Annotated in this window: 25 protein-coding genes; 18 read left to right on the plus strand and 7 right to left on the minus strand. The window is 64.3% G+C overall.

Annotated features, from left to right (window positions below; translation table 11 throughout):
* The first annotated feature begins 133 nt into the window (after positions 1-133).
* The 11 genes from ACU8HS_RS17625 (at position 134) to ACU8HS_RS17675 (ending at position 13,488) form a co-directional block, all read left to right on the plus strand.
* Positions 134-1,369 (plus strand): ABC transporter substrate-binding protein, encoded by a 1,236-nt coding sequence (locus ACU8HS_RS17625; RefSeq protein WP_112753404.1) that lies wholly within the window; start codon positions 134-136, stop codon positions 1,367-1,369.
* Positions 1,370-1,575: 206 nt separating this feature from the next.
* Complete coding sequence (locus ACU8HS_RS17630; protein ID WP_112753405.1) at positions 1,576-2,481, plus strand: carbohydrate ABC transporter permease; 906 nt, start codon at positions 1,576-1,578, stop codon at positions 2,479-2,481.
* 4 nt (positions 2,482-2,485) lie between these two features.
* Positions 2,486-3,418 (plus strand): carbohydrate ABC transporter permease, encoded by a 933-nt coding sequence (locus ACU8HS_RS17635; protein ID WP_112703335.1) that lies wholly within the window; start codon positions 2,486-2,488, stop codon positions 3,416-3,418.
* A gap of 4 nt (positions 3,419-3,422) precedes the next feature.
* Positions 3,423-4,514 (plus strand): ABC transporter ATP-binding protein, encoded by a 1,092-nt coding sequence (locus ACU8HS_RS17640; protein ID WP_447014790.1) that lies wholly within the window; start codon positions 3,423-3,425, stop codon positions 4,512-4,514.
* A 268-nt stretch (positions 4,515-4,782) separates the two neighbouring features.
* The gene (locus ACU8HS_RS17645; protein ID WP_447014791.1) at positions 4,783-7,245 is read left to right on the plus strand and encodes a beta-mannosidase; all 2,463 of its coding nucleotides are present in this window, start codon (positions 4,783-4,785) and stop codon (positions 7,243-7,245) included.
* 39 nt (positions 7,246-7,284) lie between these two features.
* Entirely contained in the window at positions 7,285-8,049 is a 765-nt protein-coding gene (locus ACU8HS_RS17650; protein WP_113414494.1) for a sugar phosphate isomerase/epimerase family protein, read from the plus strand.
* Positions 8,050-8,057: 8 nt separating this feature from the next.
* Positions 8,058-9,191 carry a Gfo/Idh/MocA family protein gene (locus ACU8HS_RS17655; RefSeq protein ID WP_112569740.1) on the plus strand — a complete coding sequence of 378 codons (1,134 nt, stop codon included), beginning with the start codon at positions 8,058-8,060 and terminating at the stop codon, positions 9,189-9,191.
* Positions 9,192-9,519: 328 nt separating this feature from the next.
* A complete protein-coding gene (mgrA, locus tag ACU8HS_RS17660; protein ID WP_447014792.1) occupies positions 9,520-10,551 on the plus strand; it encodes an L-glyceraldehyde 3-phosphate reductase in 1,032 nt (343 codons plus the stop codon).
* A gap of 260 nt (positions 10,552-10,811) precedes the next feature.
* Positions 10,812-12,425 carry a glycoside hydrolase family 43 protein gene (locus tag ACU8HS_RS17665; RefSeq protein WP_112753407.1) on the plus strand — a complete coding sequence of 538 codons (1,614 nt, stop codon included), beginning with the start codon at positions 10,812-10,814 and terminating at the stop codon, positions 12,423-12,425.
* A gap of 8 nt (positions 12,426-12,433) precedes the next feature.
* Positions 12,434-12,934 (plus strand): GNAT family N-acetyltransferase, encoded by a 501-nt coding sequence (locus ACU8HS_RS17670; RefSeq protein WP_112569748.1) that lies wholly within the window; start codon positions 12,434-12,436, stop codon positions 12,932-12,934.
* Positions 12,935-13,155: 221 nt separating this feature from the next.
* Entirely contained in the window at positions 13,156-13,488 is a 333-nt protein-coding gene (locus ACU8HS_RS17675) for an RcnB family protein (RefSeq protein WP_112569750.1), read from the plus strand.
* Positions 13,489-13,547: 59 nt separating this feature from the next.
* Here ACU8HS_RS17675 and ACU8HS_RS17680 read toward each other — a convergent pair whose 3' ends face one another.
* Positions 13,548-14,222 (minus strand): 5-formyltetrahydrofolate cyclo-ligase, encoded by a 675-nt coding sequence (locus tag ACU8HS_RS17680; protein ID WP_447014793.1) that lies wholly within the window; start codon positions 14,220-14,222, stop codon positions 13,548-13,550.
* Positions 14,223-14,339: 117 nt separating this feature from the next.
* On the opposite strand from ACU8HS_RS17680, the gene ACU8HS_RS17685 reads away from it, so the two are divergent.
* Together ACU8HS_RS17685 and ACU8HS_RS17690 are read left to right on the plus strand one after the other, a co-directional pair.
* Positions 14,340-15,236: a LysR family transcriptional regulator gene (locus tag ACU8HS_RS17685; protein ID WP_447014794.1), complete on the plus strand. Its 897-nt coding sequence runs from the start codon at positions 14,340-14,342 to the stop codon at positions 15,234-15,236.
* Positions 15,237-15,287: 51 nt separating this feature from the next.
* Positions 15,288-16,436 (plus strand): HPP family protein, encoded by a 1,149-nt coding sequence (locus ACU8HS_RS17690; RefSeq protein WP_447014795.1) that lies wholly within the window; start codon positions 15,288-15,290, stop codon positions 16,434-16,436.
* Here the strand turns inward: ACU8HS_RS17690 and ACU8HS_RS17695 are convergent.
* The 4 genes from ACU8HS_RS17695 to ACU8HS_RS17710 form a co-directional block, all read right to left on the minus strand.
* Positions 16,418-16,717 carry a hypothetical protein gene (locus ACU8HS_RS17695; protein ID WP_112755039.1) on the minus strand — a complete coding sequence of 100 codons (300 nt, stop codon included), beginning with the start codon at positions 16,715-16,717 and terminating at the stop codon, positions 16,418-16,420. The genes ACU8HS_RS17690 and ACU8HS_RS17695 overlap by 19 nt on opposite strands.
* A 257-nt stretch (positions 16,718-16,974) precedes the next feature.
* Positions 16,975-17,154, minus strand: coding sequence for a hypothetical protein (locus ACU8HS_RS17700; RefSeq protein WP_112569759.1), 180 nt, complete (start codon positions 17,152-17,154; stop codon positions 16,975-16,977).
* A complete protein-coding gene (zigA, locus tag ACU8HS_RS17705; RefSeq protein WP_447014796.1) occupies positions 17,151-18,356 on the minus strand; it encodes a zinc metallochaperone GTPase ZigA in 1,206 nt (401 codons plus the stop codon). Before zigA ends, ACU8HS_RS17700 begins: the two co-directional genes overlap by 4 nt.
* A gap of 178 nt (positions 18,357-18,534) precedes the next feature.
* Positions 18,535-19,509 carry a zinc ABC transporter substrate-binding protein gene (locus ACU8HS_RS17710; RefSeq protein ID WP_447014797.1) on the minus strand — a complete coding sequence of 325 codons (975 nt, stop codon included), beginning with the start codon at positions 19,507-19,509 and terminating at the stop codon, positions 18,535-18,537.
* Between the two features lie 102 nt (positions 19,510-19,611).
* On the opposite strand from ACU8HS_RS17710, the gene ACU8HS_RS17715 reads away from it, so the two are divergent.
* The 3 genes from ACU8HS_RS17715 to ACU8HS_RS17725 are packed head-to-tail and all read left to right on the plus strand — an operon-like array spanning position 19,612 to position 21,792.
* The gene (locus ACU8HS_RS17715) at positions 19,612-20,589 is read left to right on the plus strand and encodes an ATP-binding cassette domain-containing protein (protein WP_447014798.1); all 978 of its coding nucleotides are present in this window, start codon (positions 19,612-19,614) and stop codon (positions 20,587-20,589) included.
* A complete protein-coding gene (gene znuB, locus ACU8HS_RS17720; RefSeq protein ID WP_447014799.1) occupies positions 20,582-21,397 on the plus strand; it encodes a zinc ABC transporter permease subunit ZnuB in 816 nt (271 codons plus the stop codon). Before ACU8HS_RS17715 ends, znuB begins: the two co-directional genes overlap by 8 nt.
* Complete coding sequence (locus ACU8HS_RS17725; RefSeq protein ID WP_112569767.1) at positions 21,394-21,792, plus strand: Fur family transcriptional regulator; 399 nt, start codon at positions 21,394-21,396, stop codon at positions 21,790-21,792. Before znuB ends, ACU8HS_RS17725 begins: the two co-directional genes overlap by 4 nt.
* A gap of 43 nt (positions 21,793-21,835) precedes the next feature.
* Here the strand turns inward: ACU8HS_RS17725 and ACU8HS_RS17730 are convergent, their stop codons facing one another.
* Entirely contained in the window at positions 21,836-22,582 is a 747-nt protein-coding gene (locus ACU8HS_RS17730; RefSeq protein ID WP_112569769.1) for an aminoglycoside phosphotransferase family protein, read from the minus strand.
* A 235-nt stretch (positions 22,583-22,817) separates the two neighbouring features.
* On the opposite strand from ACU8HS_RS17730, the gene ACU8HS_RS17735 reads away from it, so the two are divergent.
* Entirely contained in the window at positions 22,818-23,558 is a 741-nt protein-coding gene (locus ACU8HS_RS17735) for a gamma-glutamylcyclotransferase (RefSeq protein ID WP_447014800.1), read from the plus strand.
* Between the two features lie 100 nt (positions 23,559-23,658).
* Here the strand turns inward: ACU8HS_RS17735 and ACU8HS_RS17740 are convergent, their stop codons facing one another.
* Complete coding sequence (locus ACU8HS_RS17740; protein WP_447014801.1) at positions 23,659-24,690, minus strand: aldo/keto reductase; 1,032 nt, start codon at positions 24,688-24,690, stop codon at positions 23,659-23,661.
* Between the two features lie 172 nt (positions 24,691-24,862).
* On the opposite strand from ACU8HS_RS17740, the gene ACU8HS_RS17745 reads away from it, so the two are divergent.
* Entirely contained in the window at positions 24,863-25,483 is a 621-nt protein-coding gene (locus ACU8HS_RS17745; RefSeq protein ID WP_112569775.1) for a TetR/AcrR family transcriptional regulator, read from the plus strand.
* Positions 25,484-25,500 lie beyond the last annotated feature (17 nt).

The following is a 25,500-nucleotide window of genomic DNA, read 5'->3' on the forward strand; positions in this document are numbered from 1 at the left end:
GGGATGGGGCGGATGATTGCAGCCACAGGCTGTATTGACGTCTTTCACAGAAAATTTTGCGAGCGGGCGGTTGCGCGGATAAATCGATTGCTCTAAGTTTTTCCGGCAACGTTTCAGTGAGGGAGGAGAACTCATGAAAATCCGTATGATGGCGGCCGTGCTTGCCGCTTCCGTGGCCATCCCGTTCGGCGCCGCCAACGCGACCGATCTCGAAGTCACCCACTGGTGGACTTCGGGCGGTGAGGCCGCCGCCGTGGCCGAGCTCGCAAAGGCATTCGACGCTACCGGCAATCACTGGGTTGACGGCGCAATCGCCGGCTCCGGCAGCACCGCGCGTCCGATCATGATCAGCCGCATCACCGGCGGCGACCCGATGGGTGCGACCCAGTTCAACCACGGCCGTCAGGCCGAGGAACTTGTCCAGGCCGGCCTCATGAAGGACCTGACCGACGTGGCGACCGCAGGCAAGTGGAAGGACATCATCCGTCCGTCGACCCTGCTCGATTCCTGCACGATCGACGGCAAGATCTATTGCGCGCCCGTCAACATCCACTCCTGGCAGTGGCTGTGGCTGTCGAACGCGGCCTTCGCGAAGGCCGGCGTCGCCGTTCCGAAGAACTGGGATGAATTCGTCGCCGCCGCTCCGGCTCTGGAAAAGGCCGGGATCGTTCCTCTTGCTGTCGGCGGTCAGGGCTGGCAGGCCAGCGGCGCCTTCAACGTTCTGATGATCGCCATCGGCGGCAAGGACAACTACCTGAAGGTCTTCAAGGACAAGGACGCCAAGGTTGCGGCCGGACCGGAAATCGCCAAGGTGTTCAAGGCTGCCGACGATGCGCGCCGCATGTCCAAGGGCAGCAACGTGCAGGACTGGAACCAGGCCACCAACCTCGTCATCACCGGCAAGGCTGGCGGCCAGATCATGGGTGACTGGGCGCAGGGCGAATTCCAGGTCGCCAAGCAGGTTGCCGGCAAGGACTATACCTGCCTTCCTGGCCTCGGCGTGAACGAGATCATCTCGACCAGCGGTGACGCCTTCTACTTCCCGCTCCAGAAGGATGCGGAAAAGGCCAAGGCTCAGGACGTGCTTGCCGCGACACTTCTCGACCCGAAGACCCAGGTTGCCTTCAACCTGAAGAAGGGCTCGCTGCCGGTCCGCGGCGACGTCGACCTCGCCGCCGCCAACGACTGCATGAAGAAAGGTCTCGATATCCTCGCCAAGGGCAATATCGTCACCAGCTCCGATCAGCTCGCTTCACCGGATACGACAAAGCAGATCGAAGACCTCTTCGCCGAGTTCTTCGCCAATGAGACGATGACGCCCGACGCAGCCCAGAAGCGCTTCGCCGACATCATCGCCGCTGCCGACTGATCCTCGGTCCTCAAGCCTAACAGGTCCGGCCCCGCTTGCCGCAGGGCCGGACCGCGCCGACGGATCTCCGATCCAGCCGGCGACGGCGCGTCACACCGGCTGCGGTCGCCCAAGACCGCATGGCCGACGTGGCAGGGACGGGAAGGGCGGGCCTCTTCGGACGGCGCCCCGATCACCGAAGCGACTGTGCTTCAGGAGGAAACTCAATGACAGGTCAAGCGAGAGCGGGCCGACCGTTTAAATTGTTTCGCAATCTGAATTCGAAGATTGCTTCCATTCCCATGATCCTCACCGCCATGGTCATCTTTCTCGGTGGCACGATCTGGACGGTGGTTTATTCCTTCACCAATTCCAAGCTGCTGCCGCGCCTGACCTTTGTCGGCTTCGAGCAATATCAGCGTCTCTGGTCCGCCCCGCGCTGGGTCGTGTCCATCGAGAACCTGGCGATCTACGGCGTCTTGTCGCTGATCTTCAGCCTGGTCATCGGTTTCCTGCTGGCGGCTCTCATGGATCAGAAGATCCGTTTCGAGAACACGTTCCGCACGATCTTCCTCTATCCGTTCGCGCTGTCCTTCATCGTCACCGGCCTCGTGTGGCAGTGGATCCTCAACCCGGAATTCGGCGTTCAGGCGGTGGTGCGGTCGCTCGGATGGACGAGCTTCACCTTCGATCCGCTCTATACGCCTGAAATCGTCATCTACGGGGTTCTGATCGCCGCCCTCTGGCAGGGCACCGGCCTCGTGATGTGCCTGATGCTGGCGGGGCTTCGCGGCATCGACGAGGATATCTGGAAGGCGGCCCGCGTCGACGGCATTCCGATGTGGCGCACCTATCTCTTCGTCGTCATCCCGATGATGCGGCCGGTCTTCATCACCACACTCGTCATCATCGCCAGCGGCATCGTCAAGGTCTACGACCTCGTCGTCGCCCAGACCAGCGGCGGTCCGGGCATCTCGTCGGAAGTGCCGGCGAAATACGTCTACGACTACATGTTCCAGGCACAGAATCTCGGCCAGGGTTTCGCAGCGTCGACCATGATGCTGATCACCGTGGCGATCATCATCATTCCCTGGGCATATCTTGAATTTGGCGGAGGGCGCAAACGTGGCTGACAAGATCGCTCTCAAGGCCGTCGACGGCGGCGGCATCCCCTTCGAGAAGAAGGCGGTTTCCGGTCCGGCAGGGCCAAAGCCGCGGCCGGTCGTATCGGCGCGCAACATCATCGTCTACGGCACGCTTTTCGTGGCCGCCGTCTATTACATGGTCCCGCTTTACGTGATGGTCGTCACCTCGCTGAAAGGGATGCCGGAAATCCGGCTCGGCAACATCTTCGCGCCGCCGATGGAAATCACCTTCGAGCCCTGGGTCAAGGCCTGGGCAACGGCCTGCACCGGGCTTAACTGCGACGGTCTTTCGCGCGGGTTCTGGAATTCCGTGCGCATCACCGTTCCTTCGGTCGTCGTCTCCATCGCGATCGCATCGGTCAACGGCTATGCGCTGGCGAACTGGCGTTTCAAGGGATCGGAATTCTTCTTTTCCATCCTCATCATCGGCGCCTTCATTCCCTATCAGGTGATGATCTATCCGATCGTCATCATCCTGCGCGAAATCGGCATCTACGGGTCGCTGACGGGCCTCGTCATCGTGCATTCGATCTTCGGCATGCCGATCCTGACGCTGCTCTTCCGCAACTACTTCGTGTCGCTGCCGGAGGAACTGTTCAAGGCGGCGCGTGTCGACGGAGCGGGCTTCTGGCACATCTTCCTGCAGATCATGCTGCCGATGTCGCTGCCGATCTTCGTCGTAGCGATGATCCTGCAGGTGACGGGCATCTGGAACGACTTCCTGTTCGGCGTGGTCTTCACCCGGCCGGATACCTATCCGATGACCGTGCAGCTCAACAACATCGTCAATTCCGTCCAGGGCGTGAAGGAATACAACGTCAACATGGCGGCAACGATCCTGACAGGACTTGTGCCGCTCGTCGTCTATTTCGTGTCGGGGCGGCTTTTCGTCCGTGGCATCGCCGCCGGCGCAGTGAAGGGTTGATCCCATGAACATGAATGCAAGTGTTTCCATCAAGGACCTGTCGCTGAACTTCGGCGCGGTCAGCGTGCTCAAGGATCTGAACCTCGATATCAACGACGGCGAATTCCTGGTGCTGCTCGGCTCTTCGGGCTGCGGCAAGTCGACCCTGCTGAACTGCATCGCCGGACTGCTCGACGCCTCGGAAGGGCAGATCTTCATCAAGGGCAAGAACGTCACCTGGGAAGAGCCGAAGGACCGCGGCATCGGCATGGTGTTCCAGTCCTATGCGCTTTATCCGCAGATGACGGTCGAAAAGAACCTCTCCTTCGGCCTTCGCGTCGCCAAGGTGCCGCAGGCCGAGATCGACAAGCGCGTGGCGCGCGCGGCCGAGATCCTGCAGATCCAGCCGCTGCTCAAGCGCAAGCCGGCCGAGCTTTCCGGCGGCCAGCGCCAGCGCGTGGCGATCGGCCGCGCGCTGGTGCGCGATGTCGACGTCTTCCTCTTCGACGAGCCGCTGTCCAACCTCGATGCCAAGCTGCGTTCGGAGCTGCGCGTGGAAATCAAGCGCCTGCACCAGTCGCTGAAGAATACGATGATCTACGTCACGCACGACCAGATCGAGGCGCTGACGCTTGCCGACCGTATCGCCATCATGAAGAGCGGCATTATCCAGCAGCTCGACGATCCGACGACGATCTACAACAAGCCGCGCAATCTCTTCGTTGCCGGCTTCATCGGCTCGCCGTCGATGAACTTCCTGCACGGCGAACTGGTCAAGGCGGGCGACGGGCTCGCCTTCAGCGCCAACGGCGTCAATTTCTCGCTTGCCGCCTATGACGGCTACGAGAAGCTGCAGCCCGGCCGCAAGGTGGTGCTCGGCGTTCGCCCCGAACATATCAAGGTCAACGAGAATACCGGCGGCGAAGAGCATGATGCGACCGTCGATATCGAAGAGCCGATGGGCGCCGACAATCTGCTCTGGCTGAAACATGCCGGTCACACGATGTCGGTACGCATCAACGGCGCGCGCCGCTTCAATGTCGGCAGCAAGGTGAAGCTCAGCTTCGACATGGCGCTTGCCTCGGTCTTCGATGCCGAAAGCGAAGTGCGTCTCTAGAATATTCGGCGGGCGGGTCCAGAGACGGTGCCGCCCGCTCAGTGCTATGCCATTGCTTAGGAATTCGACGGATGCTCCGTATTCCCTCATTCCTGTGCCTGTCACAGGAATCCAGTGTGCCCAAGTCCTTGGGCACGGGCGACTTGTTTCCTTTTGGGGCTGAGTCATTCACCGCGCGGACGCGCGGTGGCTGGATTCCTGTGACAGGCACAGGAATGAGGGAGGGGAGGCGACGTCCTTTCCAGAATTGTAGATCGGAAGCGATATCGTGACCCACCAATCGACTATTTCCAGCATCGACCTGTCCGGCTCCTGGCAACTTTCTTCAAGCGACGGTGAAATCAGGAGCGCGATCACGCTTCCGGGCGACGTGCACACGGCGCTCGCCAGGGCCAATCTCATTCCCGATCCCTATTTCGGGCGCAATGAGGAAGTGGTGCAGTGGGTGGCGCATCGTGACTGGGTGATCGAGCGCAGTTTCAATCTGCCGGAGGCGGAGGGGGACTGGTATCTCGATATCGACTATCTCGATACGATTGCCGAAATCCATGTGAACGACCGTCTGGCGCTCTCGGCCGACAATGCGTTCCGCCGCTACCGGCCGGATGTGTCGAACCTGCTGAAGGCGGGCGAAAACAAAATCCGCATCGTGCTGCATTCGAGCATTGCCGAAGGTGCCGCGCGGCAGAAGAAGCAGCCCTTCTACATTCCCTACCATCCCGGCAACTCGCCGATCCCCGACGGCAACATGCTGCGTAAGCCGCAGTGCCATTTCGGCTGGGACTGGAATATCGCCATTGCGCCGCTTGGCCTTTACGGCACGATCGCGCTGAAGAAACTGGAGACGGCGCGCATCGAGCATGTGCTGACGCGCCAGACGCATAATGCCGACGGCTCGGTGGAGCTGCAGGTCACGGCGACGCTCTTTGCCAAGGACCCCGGCATCGCCCAGCTGCATTTCGATCTCGACGGCGAGCGGGTGCGGCTCGATGTCGGCGTCAATGCCGGCGAAACCAACGTCAACCACGTCTTCGAGATCGGCAATCCGCGCCTGTGGTGGCCGTCCGGCAGCGGCGAGCAGGCGCTCTATGCGCTCACCGTCGGGCTTGGCGCCGAGAGCGTGACGAAGCAGATCGGCCTGCGCACGATCGAGCTGTTGACCACGCCCGACGAAGCCGGCAGCCGCTTCGCCTTCAAGGTCAACGGGCGGGAAATCTTCTGCCGCGGCGCCAACTGGATTCCGGCCGATGCGCTCTTCTCGCTCTCCTCGCCGGAGAAGACCGAGGACCTGCTGGCCTCGGCCAAGGCCGCCAATATGAACATGATCCGCGTCTGGGGCGGCGGTTTTTACGAGCACGACTGGTTCTACGATATCTGCGACCGGCTCGGCCTCATGGTCTGGCAGGACTTCATGTTTGCCTGCAACCTCTATCCCTCGACCGACGACTTCCTCGACAATGTCGCGGCCGAGGTGGATTACCAGGTTCGCCGGCTTTCCTCGCATGCCTCGATCGCGCTCTGGTGCGGCGATAACGAACTCGTCGGCGCACTCAACTGGTTCGAGGAATCCCGCAAGGATCGCGACCGCTATATCGTGTCCTACGACCGTCTCAACCGCACGATCGAGCAGGCGGTGAAGAGAGCGATGCCGGGTGCTACCTGGTGGCCGTCGAGCCCGGCTTCCGGCTATCTCGATTTCGGCGATGCCTGGCATGCCGACGGTTCCGGCGACATGCATTACTGGTCGGTCTGGCACGAGAACAAGTCGTTCGACAATTACCGCTCGGTCAGGCCGCGCTTCTGCTCGGAATTCGGCTTCCAGTCCTATACGTCGCTGCCGGTCATCAAGACCTATGCCGACGCCAAGGACATGAACGTCGCTTCGCCCGTCATGGAGCTGCACCAGAAGAATGCCGGCGGCAACGAGCGTATTGCCGGCACGATGTTCCGCTATTTCCGCTTCCCCAAGGATTTCCCGAACTTCGTCTATCTCTCGCAGATCCAGCAGGGCCTGGCGATCAAGACGGCGGTGGAATACTGGCGATCGCTCAAACCCCATTGCATGGGCACGATCTACTGGCAGCTCAACGACACCTGGCCGGTCGCCTCCTGGTCGAGCCTCGATTACGGCGGCCGCTGGAAGGCGATGCACTATCTGGTCAAGCGCTTCTTCCAGCCGGTGGCGGTCGCCGCCATTCCGTCCGAGGACGGCAAGTCGATCCGCTTCTCGCTGGTCAACGATACGCTTGCCGATGTCAGCGTCGATCTTTCGATCTCGATCCTGACCATGAAGGGCGAGCGCCGGCACCTGAAGAACGTGCAGGCCATGTGCGGGCCGGATGCGGCCTGCACCGCCGCAACGCTCGACATGTCCGAGATCCCCGCCGGCACGCTGCTTGCCTGGCATTTCACGGCGTCGAACGGCATGGGCGGCGAGGGGCATTATGTCCACGGCACCTACAAGGCGCTGGAACTGGAGCCTGCCGGCCTGACCGTGACGCACGAATATGTCGAGGCGAACGGCTCGGTCGACATCAACGTCACCGCCAGGGGACTGGCGCTCTTCGTGATGATCGAGACGGACACGGACGGCAAATATTCCGACAACGCCTTCGACCTTGCGGCCGGCGAAAGCCGACGCATCACCTTTACCCCGGCCAAACCGCTCGAAAAGGGCAAGCTGCCGGAATTCCGCTTCTACGACCTGCATTCCTGCCAGTCGGCAGATTGATCTTACGTGAGAACGGGCACGCGGCCCGAGGAGGATGACATGACCAAGCTCAGCTATCAGCTCTATAGCGCCCGCAATTTCCCGCCGCTTTCGGCGATTTTCGAAAAGCTCGGCAAGGCCGGCTACGGCGAAGTCGAAGGTTTCGGCGGCATCTATGCGGAACTCGACGAGGCGGGCCTGAAGAGCCTGCGCGCCGATCTCGACAAGAACGGGCTGGTGATGGCGACCGGCCATTTCAGCCCGGACTTCCTCGACGGCGAGGTGGAGAAGTCGCTCAGGATCGCCAAGATCCTCGGCATGGATTCGATCTATGCGCCGCACCTGATGCCCGACCAGCGCCCGAAGGATGCCGCCGGCTGGCTGGCTTTCGGCAAGCGCCTGCATGAGATGAGCAAGCCCTACAAGGATGCGGGCTATGAGTTCGGCTGGCACAACCACGACTTCGAATTCGTAAAGCTTTCGGACGGCTCGCTGCCGATCGAGCGCATTTTCGAAGGCGCGCCCGATATTTCCTGGGAAGCCGATATTGCCTGGGTCGTTCGCGGCGGCGCCGACCCCTATGCCTGGGTCGAGAAGCTTGGAAACCGCATCAGCGCCGTCCACGTCAAGGATATCGCGCCGGCCGGCGAAGCAACCGATGAAGGCGGCTGGGCCGATGTCGGCCACGGCACGATCGGCTGGGCGAAGCTGCTGCCGGTCGTCAAGGCCAAGACCAAGGCCAGGCATTTCGTCGTCGAGCACGACAACCCGAACGATATCGACCGCAACATCACGCGCTCGATTGCTTCCTTCAAGAGCTACTGAGGCAGACCATGACCAGGGAACTTGGCGTCGGCATCATCGGATGCGGCAATATCTCCACCACCTATTTCTCGCTGGCCCCGCTCTTCAAGGGGCTGAAGGTGCTCGCCTGCGCCGATATCAACATGCAGGCGGCAAAGCAGCGCGCCGAAGAATATGGCGTGAAGGCACAGACGATCGACGAGCTTCTCGCCAATGACGAGATCGACGTCGTCGTCAACCTGACGATCCCGGACGCACATTATCCGGTGTCCAAGGCGGCACTCGAAGCCGGCAAGCATGTCTATTCGGAAAAGCCGCTGGTGCTCTCGCTGGAGCAGGGCGAAGAGCTTCGCCGCATCGCCAAGGAAAAGGGCCTCGCCGTCGGCTGCGCGCCCGATACGTTCCTCGGCGGCGCGCACCAGCTCGCCCGCAAGTTCGTCGATGACGGCGGCATCGGCCGCATCACCTCGGGCGCCTGCTACGTCATGGGTCCGGGCATGGAAATGTGGCACCCGAACCCGGACTTCTTCTTCCTGCCGGGCGGCGGCCCGATCCTCGACATGGGGCCGTATTACATCGCCAACCTGATCAACCTGATCGGGCCGGTCAAGCGCGTCGCCGGCCTGACCTCGATGGCGTCGGAAACCCGCACCATCACCAGCCAGCCGCGCAACGGCGAGGTCATCCCGGTCAAGACGCCGACGACGATCCAGGCGCTGCTCGAATTCGTCTCGGGCGCGACCGTGACGCTGACGGCGAGCTGGGATGTGTGGTCGCACCGCCATGCCAATATGGAGCTCTACGGCACGGACGGCTCGCTCTACGTGCCGGACCCGAACTTCTTCGGCGGCGTCGTCGAGGCGAGCGGCCGCAACAAAGACATCAAGGCGCTGGAAGCCTGGGAGCATCCGTTCGGCAAGTTCAACCAGGACAGCCCGAACGGCCCGCGCGCCAATTACCGCACGGCCGGCCTTGCCGACATGGCGATGGCGCTGATCGAGGGCCGCGACGCACGCTGCTCGCTCGACCGCACGCTGCACGGCGTCGACATCATGACCTCGATCCTGAAGTCGGGTGCGGAAGGCCGGTTCATCGAGCTGACGACCACCTGCACGCAGCCGGCGGCGCTCGGCATCGAAGAGGCGCAGGCGCTGTTGAAGTAAGGCGAGGGGGCGCCGCGCGCTTGTCGTGCGGCGCGCTTGCTCCTGCGCTTCCGTCTTGCTCGGCCTTGTGCCGAGGATCTGCCGGGAGCGCAGCAGAGGCTCGGGACAAGCCCGAGCATGACGGCATCGGCGGGTGTGGCGTGCCTTCGGGCAATGTCAGCATGTGAAGTTGTCGAGAACACCCGCCACGCGCTTGCCGTATCGGCGTGCTTGATCCAATAGTGCCGTCGCGCCCGGCCTCCCGCATGAGGCGCGACGTTTTCAGCTTTCGCCCGCACCGCTGCGGGATACGAAAGGGAAGCACTTTTACAGGTTGAGGAGACCTCAGATGAGCTGGCAACCGGCCGAAGACCGTTATTCGAAGATGAAATATAACCGCACGGGCCGATCCGGCCTGAAGCTGCCGGCCGTTTCGCTGGGCCTGTGGCACAATTTCGGCGGCGACACCCCGCATGACCGCAAGGTCGACATGTGCCGCACGGCCTTCGATCTCGGCATCACCCATTTCGATCTCGCCAACAATTACGGCCCGCCTCCCGGCAGCGCCGAAACGGCCTTCGGCGAAATCCTGCGCACCGATTTTGCCGGCCTGCGCGACGAGCTGATTATCTCCTCCAAGGCCGGCTACGGCATGTGGCCGGGCCCCTATGGCGAATGGGGCAGCCGCAAATATCTCGTCGCCTCCTGCGACCAGAGCCTTCAGCGCATGGGCCTCGACTATGTCGATATTTTCTATTCGCACCGTTTCGACCCGGATACGCCGCTGGAAGAGACCTGCGGCGCGCTCGACTATATCGTGCGCTCCGGCCGCGCGCTCTATGTCGGCATTTCCTCCTATAATTCGCAGCGCACCCGCGAGGCGGCCGCGATCCTGAAGGATCTCGGCACGCCCTGCCTCATCCACCAGCCGAGCTATTCCATGCTCAACCGCTGGGTCGAGGACGACAAGCTGCTCGATACGCTCGACGAGGTCGGCATGGGCTCGATCGTCTTCTCGCCGCTCGCCCAGGGCATGCTGACGACGAAATATCTCGGCGGCATTCCTTCCGACAGCCGCGCGGCGCAGAACCATTTCCTCAAGAAGGACTTCATCCGCCCCGCCATCATCGAGAACATCAAGAAGCTCAACGAGATCGCCGAAAAGCGCGGCCAGACGCTGGCGCAGATGGCAATCGCCTGGGTGCTGCGCGGCGGCCGCGTGACCTCGGCGCTGATCGGCGCCAGCCGTTCCTCGCAGATCGTCGATTGCGTTGCCGCGCTCGACAATCTCGACTTTTCGGCCGAGGAGCTGAAGGAGATCGATGTCTATGCCAAGGAGGCGGATATCAATCTCTGGGCCAAGTCGGCCGAGCTGGAATAGGCTAGGCCAGAAGGCAGTTTCGATGAGGAGTTTGTGGCAGCGAGTTGCCCCAGACTCCCTCATTCCTGTCGCCTCGTGCCAGCACGAGGGATGTCACAGGAATCCAGCCGCCGCGCGTCGGCGCGGCGAGAAGAGTCCTTTCAGCCCAAGGACTTGGGCTGGCTGGATCTCTGTGACAAGCACAGAGATGAGGAGAGGAGGATAGGTCCTCGCCATCATCTGACGTACGTACCGCAGTTTATCCTTTGGAGGAGCCGCCAATGATCCGCAATCCCATTCTGCCCGGTTTCAATCCCGATCCGTCCATCTGCCGCGTCGGCGACGATTATTATATCGCGACCTCCACGTTCGAATGGTATCCGGGCGTGCAGATCCACCATTCGCGCGATCTGGTGAACTGGAAGCTGGTGCGCCGGCCGCTGGAGCGCGCCTCGCAGCTCGACATGCGCGGCAATCCCGACAGCTGCGGCATCTGGGCGCCGTGCCTTTCCTATGCGGACGGGCAGTTCTGGCTCGTCTATACGGACGTCAAGCGTTTCGACGGCAATTTCAAGGATGCGCATAATTACATCGTCACTTCGCCCACCATCGAGGGCGAATGGTCCGAGCCCGTCTATGTCAATTCCTCCGGCTTCGACCCGTCGCTCTTCCATGACGAGGACGGGCGCAAATGGTTCATCAACATGCAATGGAACCACCGCACGGAGAGCTATGGCGGTTCGCCGAAATCGCCCGCCTTCGACGGCATCCTGCTGCAGGAATGGGACCCGCAGGCCAAGGCGCTGAAGGGGCCGATCCGGAACATCTTTGCCGGCAGCCCGCTCGGCCTCGTGGAAGGTCCGCATCTCTTCAAGAAGAACGGCTGGTACTATCTGACGACGGCCGAGGGCGGCACGGGCTACGACCATGCGGTGACGATGGCGCGCTCGCGCACGATCGAGGGCCCTTACGAGCTGCATCCGAACCGGCACCTGATTACCTCCAAGGATCATCCGGAAGCGGTGCTGCAGCGGGCAGGGCACGGGCAATATGTGGAGACGCCCGACGGGCAGGTCTATCACACCCATCTCTGCGGCCGGCCGCTGCCGCCGAAGCGGCGCTGCACGCTGGGGCGCGAGACCGCGCTGCAGAAATGCGTCTGGCGCGAGGATGGCTGGCTCTATCTCGAAAACGGCACGACCGTACCCGAAGTCGAGGTACCGGGTCTTGGTGGCGCGACACGCGCCGAAAAGCCTGTTCGCAGCGAATATGCCTTCGACGGCGGCACGCTGCCCGCCGATTTCCAGTGGCTGCGCACGCCGCAGCCGGAGCGCATCTTCAACCTGACCGACCGCCCCGGCCATCTGCGCCTGATCGGCCGCGAAAGCATCGGCTCCTGGTTCGAGCAGGCGCTTGTCGCCCGCCGGCAGGAGCATCACAGTTTCCGCGCCGAGACGGTGGTGGAGTTCGATCCGGATACCTATCAGCAGGTGGCGGGCCTGACGCATTATTACAACCGCCACAAGTTCCATGCCGTGGTCGTCACGCTGCATGAGAAGCTTGGCCGCTGCGTCACGATCTTTTCCTGCGACGGCGACTATCCGAACGGGCGCATGACCTTCCCGGCCGGACCGGGCGTGGCGATCCCTGCAGGGGGCCGCGTGCAGCTTTCCATGGAAATCCGCGACAACGACCTGCAATTCTTCTGGCAGACGGAAGGCAAGGGCGCCTGGCAGCCGATCGGCCCGGTTCTCGATGCCGGCGTCGTCTCGGACGAGGGCGGGCGCGGCGAGCATGGCTCGTTTACCGGCGCCTTTGCCGGCATCTTCGCCTTCGATACGTCGGGACGGGCAAAGACGGCCGATTTCGACTGGTTCAGCTACGAGGAACTGTGAGGGCTGGCATGGCCGGAAATATTCGGATCGAGCGCATGACCGAAGAGCATGTCGAGGGCTTTCACCGGGCTCTCGATACGGTGGCGCGCGAGCGGAAATATCTGACGCTGCTCGAAGCGCCGCCGATCGAGGATACGCGCGGGTTCGCGCTGTCCTCGATGGCCAAGGGCAATGTGCATCTGGTGGCTCTCGACGGCGGCGAAGTGGTCGGCTGGTGCGATATCCGCCGGCACTTCTTTCCCTCGCAGGCCCATTGCGCCTCGCTCGGCATGGGCCTCGTTCCGGCCTATCGCGGGCAGGGGATCGGGCGGCGGCTGATCGAGGCGGCGATAACGCAGGCGCGCGCGGCGGGCATGATCCGCATCGAACTCGGCGTGCATGCCGACAATGTGCGGGCGACCCGGCTCTACGAGCGGGTGGGGTTCGTGCACGAAGGGGTGAGCCGCGACGCGTTCTGCGTGGATGGGACCTATATGGACGTGATAAACATGGCGATGGTTTCGCGGTGATTTCTCCTTCTCCCCGGCGGGGAGAAGGGGGCGTGCCCGCCCGATTACGCAGACGTGATCGCCTGGCGGCATGATCTTGCCATCGTCCGTTATGCTGAAATTAGAATATTAGGAATTGCGCATAAGTGTCCGATTCCATTACAAATCTTTAATTTTATTTTCAGAATTCGTTCATTTTCGAAGACGTAGTTTCGGGGCGTGTTCAACACGAGGAAGCCCCCATGAAAAAGATTTTTGCAGCTCTTCTTTCCGCCTCTTTCCTGCTCTCGCCGATCGTCGCATCCGAAGCGAGCGCGGCTGATCATCGCCGTCCGCCTGTCGTGGTCGAGAAGAAGGTCGTCGTCCAGAAGAAGGTCGTCGTGCGTCCGCACTGGTCCAGAGGCTACCGCATGTCGGCTGCCGAGCGTCATCGCTACGCCGAGGTGCGCGACTACCGCCGCTACCGCCTGGCACCGCCGCCGCGCGGCTATCACTGGGTGAAGGCCGATAACGACTATCTTCTCGTCGGCATCGCCACCGGCGTGATTTCCAGCATCATCGCCGCCAATCGCTGATTTTGCGCGATCGGCCAGGAAGGGGCGGCTTCGGTCGCCCTTTTGTTTTGCTTCTGCCGTCAGGCGAGGGGGCCGCCGGGGCGGCGGATCACGCCGTTCTCGGTGACGACGGCATCCATCGGGATATCGTGCGGCTGCGGCTTGATCGTGCGGATCTGCTGCTGCGCAAATCCGATGCCGATTGCAAGCGGCCTGGGGGAGAGGGCCGCCAGCGTGCGGTCGAAATAACCGCCGCCGACGCCGAGGCGGTAGCAGCCGCGGTCGTAGCCGATGACGGGGGCGATGACGATATCGGGCTGCCGCTGCCGGCCGCCGGCGGGGATGAGAATGCCGAGCACGCCGCGCGTCAGCGCAGCCCCCGGCGTCCAGGTCCGGAATTCGAGCGGGCCTGCCTTTTGCGCCACGACCGGCAGCAGGCAGGTGGCGCCCTCGGCGGCAATATCCGCCAGCCAGCCGCGCAGGTCCGGCTCGCCCTGAAAGGGCCAATAGGCGCTGACGCATTTTCCCGCGACGAGAGGACCAAGAAGCTGGCCCAGATGCGACGCGATCAGCGCCGTCCTGCGCTCGCGCTCGGCCGCGCCGATCGCCTTGCGCGCCTCGACCAGCCGTTTGCGCTCGCGCCCGCGCCATTCCCGCACGGCCTCCCACGGCTCGTCCAGCCCCATATAGGCGGGATCGACCTCGTGCATCAGGCATGCCGGTGAGGCATAGTCGTCTGGTTCGTCTTTCTGCATGGGGCGGTCCGATCGGAAGAAGTTTCTTGTTCAGGCGACGATTTTGGCAGCCGGGGCGATTGCGATCATTCTCCGAATTGGAATAATAGACAAGTTCGTTCATCAAGCGAGATCGATGTGGATCTGTCTTCCCTGGAAATTTTCCTTGCCGTTGCCGAAGAGGGCAGCGTCACGCGCGCGGCCAGCCGGCTCTTGCGGGCGCCGTCCAACGTGACCACCCGCGTCCAGGCGCTGGAAGCGCAGATGGATGCCGCGCTCTTCAGCCGCGACGGCAAACGCATGACGCTGACGGCGGAGGGGCAGGTCTTTCTCTCCTATGCCCGGCGGCTGACGGCGCTTGCCGACGAGGCGCAGCTGGCGCTGAAGAGCGCCCGCCCGCAGCCGAGCTTGCGTCTCGGCACGATGGAAAGCACGGCCGCCAGCCGTCTTCCGCCGGTGCTTGCCCGTTTCAACGACCAGAACCCGGATATTGCCCTGAAGCTGACGCTCGGCGCCACGCGGGAGCTGGCGAGGGCGGTGCTTTCCGGCGAGCTCGATTGCGCGTTGATCGCCACGCCGCAGGGCGAGCCCGGCTGGCTGTCGGCCGCCGGGGTCGATGCCGGCGATCTGCGTCAGGCCCGCGTCTATGAGGAAGACCTGCTGCTGGTGCTGCCGCCGCACCATGCCTCGGTCGCCGCCCCGCAGGATATCCGCCTTCCGGCCCTTGCCGCGCTGGAACCCGGCTGCACCTACCGGCAGCTTGCCGAGCGGTGGATGCGCGGCCGCACCGACCTGCCGACGGTGGAGATGAGTTCCTATCACGCGATCCTGGCGCAGGTCGTGGCCGGCAATGCCGTCGGCGTCATGCCGCGTTCGGTGCTCGACATGCTGCCCTGGAAGGCCGAGGTCACGGTGCACCGGCTCGGCCCTGTCGACACGCTGCTGATTTCACGGCGCGAGCGGCGGTCCGATCCGCTGCAGGCCTTCGAGCGCATCATGCTGCCGCCGGACGCGCCGCCCGCCATGCTGCAATAGCATCCCCTTCCAGCTCGCCCCCAAGCCCCAGCCTTCGCCAAAGAGTTTTTCATGCGCATATCAGATCCCGACGAGACGCCCCGCCGGTCTTCCCTCTCGCGGCTGTTCCATCCCATTCTCGCCGGCGCGACGCTGCGCGACCGGCTGCTGGCCTGTCTCGGCGCGCTCGTGTCCATCGCGCTGACGGGCCTGCTCTGCGGCGCGCTGTTCGGCGAGGGCTCGCACCTGCCACTGATCGTGGCGCCGATGGGGGCCTCTGCCGTGCTGCTCTTTGCGGTGCCGGCAAGCCCGCTCGCGCAGCCCTGGTCGATCATCGGCGGCAATACGATCTCGGCGATCATGGGCGTGGCGGCGGCCAGCGTGATCCGCGATCCGATCGTGGCGACCGGGGTCGGCGTGTCGCTGGCGATCGCCGCCATGTCCTTTACCCGCTGCCTGCACCCGCCGGGCGGGGCGGCGGCGCTGACGGCGGTGCTCGGCGGCCCCGTCGTCGCCAGCTGGGGCATGCTCTTTCCCTTCGTGCCGGTGGCGCTGAATTCCTGCCTGCTGGTGGCGCTCGGCCTCGTCTTTCACAAGCTGTCGCGGCACAATTACCCGCATGTGGCGGCGGCACCCGTCAACACGCACCTGACGGCCGACCGGCCGCCGGTCGAACGCGCCGGTTTCCAGGAAGAGGATATCGACGCGGCGCTCGCCCGGTTCAACGAGACCTTCGATATCGACCGCGCCGATCTGGCGCGGCTGCTGCGGCAGGTGGAATTCGAGGCGGTGGCGCGCGCCAATGCGGAAATCCGCTGCGCCGATATCATGTCGCGCGACGTGATCGCCATCGATGCCGACGCGACGGTGGAGCAGGCGCGCTGGCTGCTGCTCAACCACAATATCCGCACCCTGCCGGCGCGCGACGAGGCGGGAAGGCTGATCGGCACGGTCGGCCTGCGCGAGCTTGCGCTGGCCTCGGGCTCGCTGGAGCGGCTGGTTTCGCCGGCCACGGTGGCGCGCGCCGGCGATGTGGCGATGGGCCTGCTGCCGGAGCTGACCGACGGGCGCACCCATGCCGTCATCATCGTCGACGAGGAGGGCCGCATCGTCGGGCTGATCTCGCAGACGGATCTCTTGAGCGCGGTCGCGCGGGCTTTGCCGAGGGGCGAAAGGCGGGCCGAGGTCGCGGCCAACAGCAATCAGCGCATGCCGAGATAGGCAAGCAGGCAGGCAACGGCGGCCGCAACGGCGAGCCTCGGCCACCTGTCGTCGACGAGAAAGGCCATGAGCGCGCCGCCGGTCAGCGTGAGCGTCGCGCTCCAGAACGTCTTGTCCGAGCAGGTCAGCGCCAGCGCGCCCAGAAACACAGCGCTTGCCACCATCGTCACCGGCGCGGACGCCCGCATGACGTCATCCTGCGCCAGATAGGGCAGGATGAAGCGCCGCAGGCTGAGGGCGAGTGTGGCGGCAAGCAGAAGGTCGGTCAGGACTGGCAGCATGGTTCACCTGATGGTCTGTGGTGAAACGGCTGCAAGCGGCGTGCCAGTCGCCGCATTCCGGCCGGGCCTTGGCCTTCCGGGCGATCGAGGGCGATCAAGGGCGGGCAGGGGGCGGGCCGAAGCGCTTGCCTGCCCATTTATTGAATTCCCGGTGATGAAAAAAAGATCAGCAGGTGGCTCTGCGTAAAAAATCACCGCCGCAGCCGTGCGGCCGCCGGACGGAGGGGGCCGGCGCGCGGCACGCCGGCATCAAGGCGCTAATCCCGTCGCCGGGAGGGCATGACCAGTTCGGCAATAGTGCCGAGCACGCCTTTCGATCTGCGCGCCTCGTTCTGCCCCTCATCCGAATAGGTCAGCGGATGCAGCCCCTCGATCGGCGGCAGCGGCTCGCATTCGATGCAGAGGCAACGGTAGGGTCTGATCGCGGTCGCCTTCATGCCGCCCGCCGGCTCCAGCTGACGAACGGATCGGGCAGGTTGCGCCAGCGTTCCGGCGTGAAGGCCGCGCTTTCCACAAGGCAGGCGTCGAGTTCGGCGCGGATCCAGGCTTCGTCCATCGGGTCGGCGCCGATGAAGACTATTTCCTGGCGGCGGTCGCCCCAGACGGGGTCGAGATAGGGGCCGATGGCGCTGAGGAAGGCGGGCTCGTCCGGCCATTGCTCGCGCGGGACGGCCGCCCACCAGAGGCCCATCCTGCCGGTGCGCACGATGGCGCCGGCCTGGCTGATCTCGCCGACATGATGCGGGCGGGTGGCGAGCCAGAAGAAGCCCTTGGCGCGCACCACGCCGGGCCAGCTCCTGTCGAGGAAGGCCTGCAGCCTTGCCGGATGGAAGGGGCGCCTTTCGCGGTAGACGAAGGAGCGGATGCCGTATTCCTCGGTTTCCGGCACATGGTTCCTGAAGCCGTGCAGTTCCTTGTACCAGAGCGGGTGGGTCTCGGCCTTGTCGATATCGAAGCGGCCGGTGCCGAGCACGTCTTTCAGCGCCACCTTGCCGAAATCGGTCTCGATGATGCGCGCATCCGGGTTGAGGCCGGCGATGATCTTTCTCGCCGCGTCGCGCTCGTCTTGGCTCGCCGTGCCGATCTTGTTCAGCACGACGATATCGGCAAATTCGATCTGCTCGACGAGCAGGTCGACGATCGTCCTGCCGTCGCCGTCGCCGGCCGTTTCGCCGCGGTCGGCAAGGAAATCGGAAGAGGCGTAATCGGCGAGCAGGTTGGCGGCATCGACGACCGTCACCATCGTATCGAGGCGGGCGACATCGGACAGGCTGGCGCCGTTCTCGTCGCGGAATTCGAAGGTGGTGGCGACGGGCAGGGGCTCGGCAATGCCGGTCGATTCGATCAGGAGGTAATCGAAGCGGCCCTGTTCGGCGAGCTGGCGCACCTCTTTCAGAAGGTCGTCGCGCAGCGTGCAGCAGATGCAGCCGTTGGTCATTTCCACCAGCTGCTCTTCCGTGCGCGAGAGATTGGCGCCGCCATCGCGCACCAGGGCGGCATCGATATTCACCTCGCTCATATCGTTGACGATGACGGCGACGCGCATGCCCTCGCGATTGGAAAGGACATGGTTGAGCAATGTCGTCTTGCCGGCGCCGAGGAAGCCGGAGAGCACGGTGACGGGAAGCCTGTTGTCCATGGTATCATCCTATTATGTTATAACGTAACATTCGTATTGGCAAAAAAAGGCAGAACGGGGGTGTCGCCGCCTTCTTTCGCCGCAGCGCGCGCGGGCGGGCTGCAAGTCCGGGGGAGCGCATGGGGCGCTCCCTCTGGTGATCGCGTGGCGCCCGTTGCCGGGCAAAGACCGCTCGGGCTCACGCGCTGGCGAGGCAATTGCGCATGCTGCCTGCGATGCCGCGCATGAGGGTGAAATAGAGATCGGGGCCGGCGGGCAGGGTGGCGGCTTCCGGGTCGAGCACGCCCGACTTCGCCTTCGTGCCCTCGATGACGACATCGACGAGGCGCGGTTCGAACTGCGGCTCGGCAAAGACGCAGGTGGCGCCGAGATCGCCGACCTTGCGGTGGATCTCGGAGACGCGCTCGGCACCCGGAATGGTTTCCGGGCTGACGGTGATCGAGCCGGCAACGCGGATATGGTAGCGGTGCTCGAAATATTGATAGGCATCGTGGAAGACGATGAAGGGCTTGTCCTTGACCGGTGACACGGTTGCGGCGATTTCCTCGTCGAGCGCATCCAGCTTTTCGTCCAGCGCCTTGGCATTGGCCTCGTAGGTCAGCGCGTTGGCGGGATCGGCGGCGACCAGCGTGGTGGTGATCTCGGCGGCCATGGCCTTGGCATTCATCGGGTCCAGCCAGAGATGGGTGTCGAAACCGTGATGGTCGTCATGGTCGTCATGGTCGTCATGGCCGTGGTCGTCGGCGGCGTGGCCGTGGTCGTGCTCGTCGCCGTCGTCATGCGCCTCGAAGGCGCCGCCTTCGCGGAAGGGCAGTTTCACCAGGCCCGGCGCATTGTCGAGCCTTGCGACGATGGCGTCGGAGCCGAGCGATTCCAGCGGTTTTTCGAGGAAGGCTTCGAGGCCGGGGCCGACCCAGAAGACGACCTTGGCCTCCTCGAGCGCGCGGGCGTTGGACGGTTTCAGGTTGTAGGTATGCGGCGAGGCGGCGCCGTCGACGATCAGTTCCGGCTTGCCGACGCCCTGCATGATGGCCGAAACCAGCGAATGGACCGGCTTGATGGAGGTGACGACGACAGGCGCATCGGCGGCCTGGAGGGACCCGGCGAAAAGAAAAGCCGGGATTGCGAGGGTAAGGCCCATCGCCAGTTTCATCAGCATGCTCCGCTTGAATTGCAGTTGTTATGTTATTACATCAATTGCGTTATGCTATAACGTGTGCAATAGCAGGACGCAACAGCAGTTTCGGAAAATTTGATGCTCTCTCCCGCAAACGACCCCGCCGGTATCAGGGCAGAACCGCTGGTTTCGCTCGAGAATGTCGGCATTCGCCGCGGCGGCCGCTGGCTGGTGCGCGGTGTGGATTTTTCCGTGTCGCGCGGCGAGATCGTCACCCTGATCGGCCCGAACGGCTCGGGCAAATCGACGAGCGCCAAGGCCGCGATCGGCGTGTTGAAGCCCGACGAGGGCAGGGTGAGCCGCATTGCCGGCCTCAAGGTCGCCTATGTGCCGCAGAAGCTTGCGGTCGACTGGACGCTGCCGCTTTCCGTGCGCCGGCTGATGACGCTGACCGGGCCGCTGCCCGAGGCCGAAATCATGGCCGCCGTTGAGGCCGCCGGCATGGCGCATATGCTGGATGCGCAGGTGCAGCACCTTTCGGGCGGCGAATTCCAGCGGGCGCTGATGGCGCGCGCCATTGCCCGCAAGCCCGATCTTCTCGTGCTCGACGAGCCGGTGCAGGGGGTGGATTTCGCCGGCGAGATCGCGCTTTACGACCTCATCAAATCGATCCGCAACACGACCGGCTGCGGCATCCTGCTGATTTCGCACGACCTGCACGTCGTCATGGCGGAAACGGATACGGTGATCTGCCTCAACGGCCATGTCTGCTGCCGCGGCACGCCGCAGGCGGTAAGCCGCAGCCCGGAATATGTGCGCCTCTTCGGCAGCCGGGCGGCGCAGACGCTGGCCGTCTACAGCCACCATCACGACCATACGCATCTGCCCGACGGGCGCGTGCTGCACGAAGACGGATCGGTGACGGATCATTGCTACCCGCAAGACGGGCACCACCATCACCACGATCACGGCCATGCCCATCCGCACGGCCATGCCGAGGCCCATGCCCATGCCCATGCCGAGGCGGACCGTCACCCCGGCCACGCAGATGCGCAAGCCCAGGCGCATGCGCATTCCCGGAGCGGGACCGAGAACGGGGAGAACCGTCATGCTTGACGATTTCTTCGTGCGCGCGATCCTTGCCGGCGTCGGGCTGGCGCTGACGACGGGGCCGCTCGGCTGCTTCATCATCTGGCGGCGCATGGCCTATTTCGGCGATACGATCGCCCATTCGGCGCTGCTCGGCGTGGCGCTGTCGCTGCTCTTCGAATTCAACCTGACGCTGGCCGTCTTCGCCGTCGCCGCCGTCGTCTCGATCCTGCTTCTCTTCCTGCAGAAGCGCCAGGCGCTTTCGGCCGATGCGCTGCTCGGCATTCTCTCGCATGCCACGCTGGCGATCGGCCTCGTCATGGTCGCCTTCATGACCTGGGTGCGCATCGATCTCATCGCCTTCCTGTTCGGCGATATCCTGGCGGTTTCGACCAGCGATATCGCGCTGATCTGGGGCGGCGGCATTCTCGTTCTGGCGGCGATCGCCTGGCTGTGGCGGCCGCTTCTGGCGGCCACCGTCAATCCGGAACTGGCCGAGGCCGAGGGGCTGCGGCCGGAGCGGGCGCGGCTGTTCTTCATGCTGCTGATGGCCGTCGTCATCGCCATTGCCATGAAGATCGTCGGCATCATGCTGATCACCTCGCTGCTCATCATTCCGGCGGCGACCGCCCGGCGCTTTTCCTCGACGCCGGAGCTGATGGCCGTGCTTGCCTCGCTGATCGGCGCGGTTGCCGTCGTCGGCGGGCTGTTCGGCTCTTTGACCTACGACACGCCCTCCGGCCCGTCGATCGTGGTGGCCGCCCTCATTCTCTTCATTCTGAGCCTGCTTCCCGCCTGGCGCGGGCGCAGGGACCTGCAAGGACAAGGCTCATGAACGCACCGCAAATGACCCGCAACCAGGCGCTCGTCTTCGACGTGCTCGAAAAGGCCGAGGGGCCGCTCAGCGCCTATACGATCCTCGACAAGCTGCGCGACCAGGGCTTTCGCGCGCCGCTGCAGGTCTACCGGGCGCTGGAAAAGCTGCTCGAATATGGCGTCGTGCATCGGCTGGAAAGCATCAATTCCTTCGTCGCCTGCGCCCATCCCGGCGAAAATTGCCACAGCCACGGCATTGTCGCCTTCGCGATCTGCGAAAGCTGCGGGCAGGTGATCGAGTTCCACGACCATGAGGTGGATCACCGGCTGATGGGCTGGGTGCGCAGCCAGAAATTCAAGCCGGCGAAGACGACGATCGAAATCCGCGGCACCTGCGAGGCTTGCGCCGCCTGACGGCGCCCGCAACCGCCACCTTCCGCCGTGAACGGCAGCCGGCCTATCCGCCGGTCGGCGCCAGCGCCGCAAGGTGCAGCAGATCCTCGTTTTCCTCCGGCACGTTCTCGGCCAGACGGGCGGCGGCGATCACCGGCAGCCAGGTGAAGATCTCGTCCGCGGCCAGCTCGGCCGCCTTCGCATAGGTGACGACATAGGCCTCGGCGATGGCCGGCAGCGCCCGGCGCATCAGGAGATAGCTGCGGCAGACATCGGCGGCGGGATTGCCGCTGGCGGCGTCCAGCCAGTCGACGATCATGGCGTCGCCGCCGGCACCCAGAATATTCCAGGGATGAAAATCGCCGTGGCAGACATTGTCGCCATCGGGCAGGGCGGCGAGCGCCAGAAGCAGCCGGTCGCGCAGGTCGGGTGCGAGCGGTTCGGCGCGCTCGATATTGGCGGCCAGCCGCGGTTTCAGCGCGGGAAGGCCGGTGCCGGCCTCGCGGTGCAGGCGCAGGTGGAGGGCCGCCATCTCCCTGATGGCCGAGAGCGGCGGCTCCGGCAGCATCTCGTCGGCAAGGCTGGTGCCGGTGACGCGATCCATCAGCAGGCCCCAGCGGCCGTGATAATCGCCGACGACATGAACCCGCGGCGCCGGCAGGGACAGCTGCTCGACGATTGCCAGATTGGCGGCCTCGCGGAAGGCCGGGGCCTTCGGGCGGCCGGGCCTGTAGAGCTTCAGCGCCAGCGTGCCGTGTTCGAAGACTTCCGCTTCCTTGCCCGAACCGAGCAGACGGCCGATTTCGATCATGTCGGGCTCCCCGCCTCATGGTTGTATTCAGAGCGATGTGGTGCTGCTTTCGGGAAGGGAAAGGGGGCGGCTTCATGCAGGGTACGGCAGGGCCGCCGCCGGCCGATTGTTGCGGCAGCAGAGACAGTGTGTCCGCGACAACCGGCTTTATCCGCCGCGCGCGGCATGGATTATGCGGCGGGATAGGCCATTGCTGATGTCTGTGGCCGGGAATTGGGCCGGGAATTGGAGTGTCATGACCGTCAACAAGAAAAGCTCGGATATGATCGCCTGCTGCGGCGAGGAAATCCTGTCGCGCGAACTGCTGCTGAGCGGCAGTTTTGCAGACCTGCTGGCCGGGGAGGCGCCGACGCTGCGGCTGTTGAGCGACGAGGAGCGGCAGGCTTCGCTCGCGTCGATCCTTGCCGAGCGGCCGCAGGGCGACGTGTGGATCTTCGCCTATGGCTCGCTGATCTGGAACCCGATCATTCTCAGCGTCGAAAGCCGCAAGGCCCGTATCGAGGGCTGGCGGCGGTCCTTCTGTCTTGCCACCGTCTCCGGGCGCGGCTCGCCCGACAATCCGGGCCTCGTGCTCGGGCTCGATGCCGGCGGCAGCTGCGACGGCGTGGCGCTGCGGCTGGAGGAAGACGATCTCCTGCACGAACTGGAACTGCTGTGGCGGCGGGAGATGGTGGCCGAGGCCTATATTCCGCGCTGGGTCGACCTGCTCGACGAAGACGGCGCCCGTTTCGGAAGCGGCATTGCCTTTACCATGAACCCGCAGGCCGCGACCTATGCCGGCGGGCTTTCCAGGGAGGCGACCGTCCACCGGCTTGCCACGGCCGCCGGCAGCATCGGCAGCTCCGCCGATTACCTGTTTCGCACGCGCGAAGGCTTGAGGGCGCTCGACATGTGGGACGAGCTTCTGGAAGGGCTGGCGATCGAGGTGGAAGAGGCGCAGCGCAGGCTGCAGCAACCGCCCGCCGCGGCAATGTGATCCCTGCAGGCCGTCCGTCCGGCGACGGCCCCCTATTCGACCTGCCGCCGATGTGTTGAAGGCCCCGTTGGAATAGCGGGGCCTTCGGCGCATTTGCCGGTCAGCCGGCGGCGCGTTCGGCGGGCGGGCGGCGGCGCAGGCTTGCGGTCTCTATCGCCGGCGGCTGGTAGTTGGCCTCCAGCGGGCCGGTTTCGGTGCCGGGAGGCACGATGGCGTCGATGGCGTCGAGCAGTTCGTCGCTGAGGCGCACCTGCGCGCCGGCCAGGAGATCGTCGAGCTGTTCCATGGTGCGCGGGCCGAGGATGGCCGAGGTGACGCCCGGATGGGCGATGACGAAGGCAAGCGCCATATGGGTGAGCGAGATGCCGGCGCCTTCGGCGAGCGGGATGAGCCGCTCGACGGCATCGAGGCTGTTTTCGTTCGACATCTGCTTCGGGAAATAGGCAACGCGGGCGCTGTCCGGCTGGGCAGCACCCCGGCGATAGCGGCCGGTGAGCATGCCCATGGCGAGCGGGCTCCAGACGAGGGCGCCCATGCCGTAGCGTTCGAGTGCCGGCAGGACTTCGCGTTCGATGCCGCGATGCAGGATGGAATAGGGCGGCTGCTCGGTGCGGAAGCGGGCGAGCCCCCGCTTTTCGGAAACCCATTGCGCCTCGACGATCTCGGAGACCGGGAAGGTGGAGGAGCCGATGGCGCGGATCTTGCCTGCGTGCATCAGGTCGGTGAGGGCCGAAAGCGTCTCCTCGATATCGGTGTCGGGGGCGGGGCGGTGCATCTGGAAGAGGTCGATATGATCGGTCTGCAGGCGGCGCAGCGAGTCTTCCACGGCGCGGTAGATCCAGCGGCGCGAGCTGCCCTGCTGGTTGGGATCCTGGCCCATCGGGATGAAGCATTTGGTGGCGAGCACGACATTGTCGCGCCGGCCCTTCAGCGCCTTGCCGACGATCTCCTCGGATTCGCCGTGGCTATACATGTCGGCGGTGTCGATGAAGTTGATGCCGGCATCGAGCGCCTTGTGGATGATGCGGATGGAATCGTCGTGATCGGCATTGCCGATGGCGCCGAACATCATGGCGCCGAGGCAATAGGGGCTGACCTTGATGCCGGTGCGGCCAAGGGGACGGTATTGCATCTTCTTTTCCTTCTGAAACTGCGCTGCCTCGCGGGCAGGCCTTGAATCTGCTAGAAGCCCTGTCATCACGGCTTTGCCGCTGGCAAAGTCCCTGACGAGAGGGTATAAGGGCGCATCCGGAACGCGGTTCCGTTTATACGGAACGTTGTTCCGTTTTGCAAGGGGTGTTGATGTGACTGAGGGGTTTGGCAGCCCGGACGAGGCGCGTGCGGCCGAAAGCGGCCATGAAAAGCCGGTGCGCGCCGATGCGCGGCGCAACCTGGATTTGCTGCTGAAAGCCGCGCTGGACGTGTTTGCGACGTCGGGCGTCGATGCGCCGGTGCGCGAGATCGCGGAAAAGGCGGGCGTCGGCGTCGGCACGGTCTATCGCCACTTTCCGCAGCGCTCCGATCTCATCAAGGCGGTGATGCGCAACGAGGTGGATGCCTGCGCCGATGCGGCGGCCGCATTGACTGCCGAGCATGAGCCGGGCGAGGCGCTGGCGCGCTGGATGCAGCGCTTTGCCGATTTCATCATGGCCAAGCGCGGCCTTGCCGCAGCCCTCCATTCCGGCGATCCGGCCTATCAGGCCCTGCCTGCCTATTTCGACCAGCGCATGATCCCCGCATTGCAGGGCCTGCTGGACAGGGCCGTTGCGACAGGCGCGGCACGCGGCGATGTGCAGGCGGGCGAACTCCTGCGCGCCGGCGCGCAGCTTTCCAATCTCGGGCAGGGGGACGATCCGGCGATGGCGCGGCGGATGATTGCGCTCTTGGTAGACGGGCTGCGCTATGGGGTGGAGGGCAAGGCGTGAGCCTGTGGTTCCGGCCG

This window comes from Rhizobium sp. KDH_Rht_773_N, assembly GCF_052946295.1.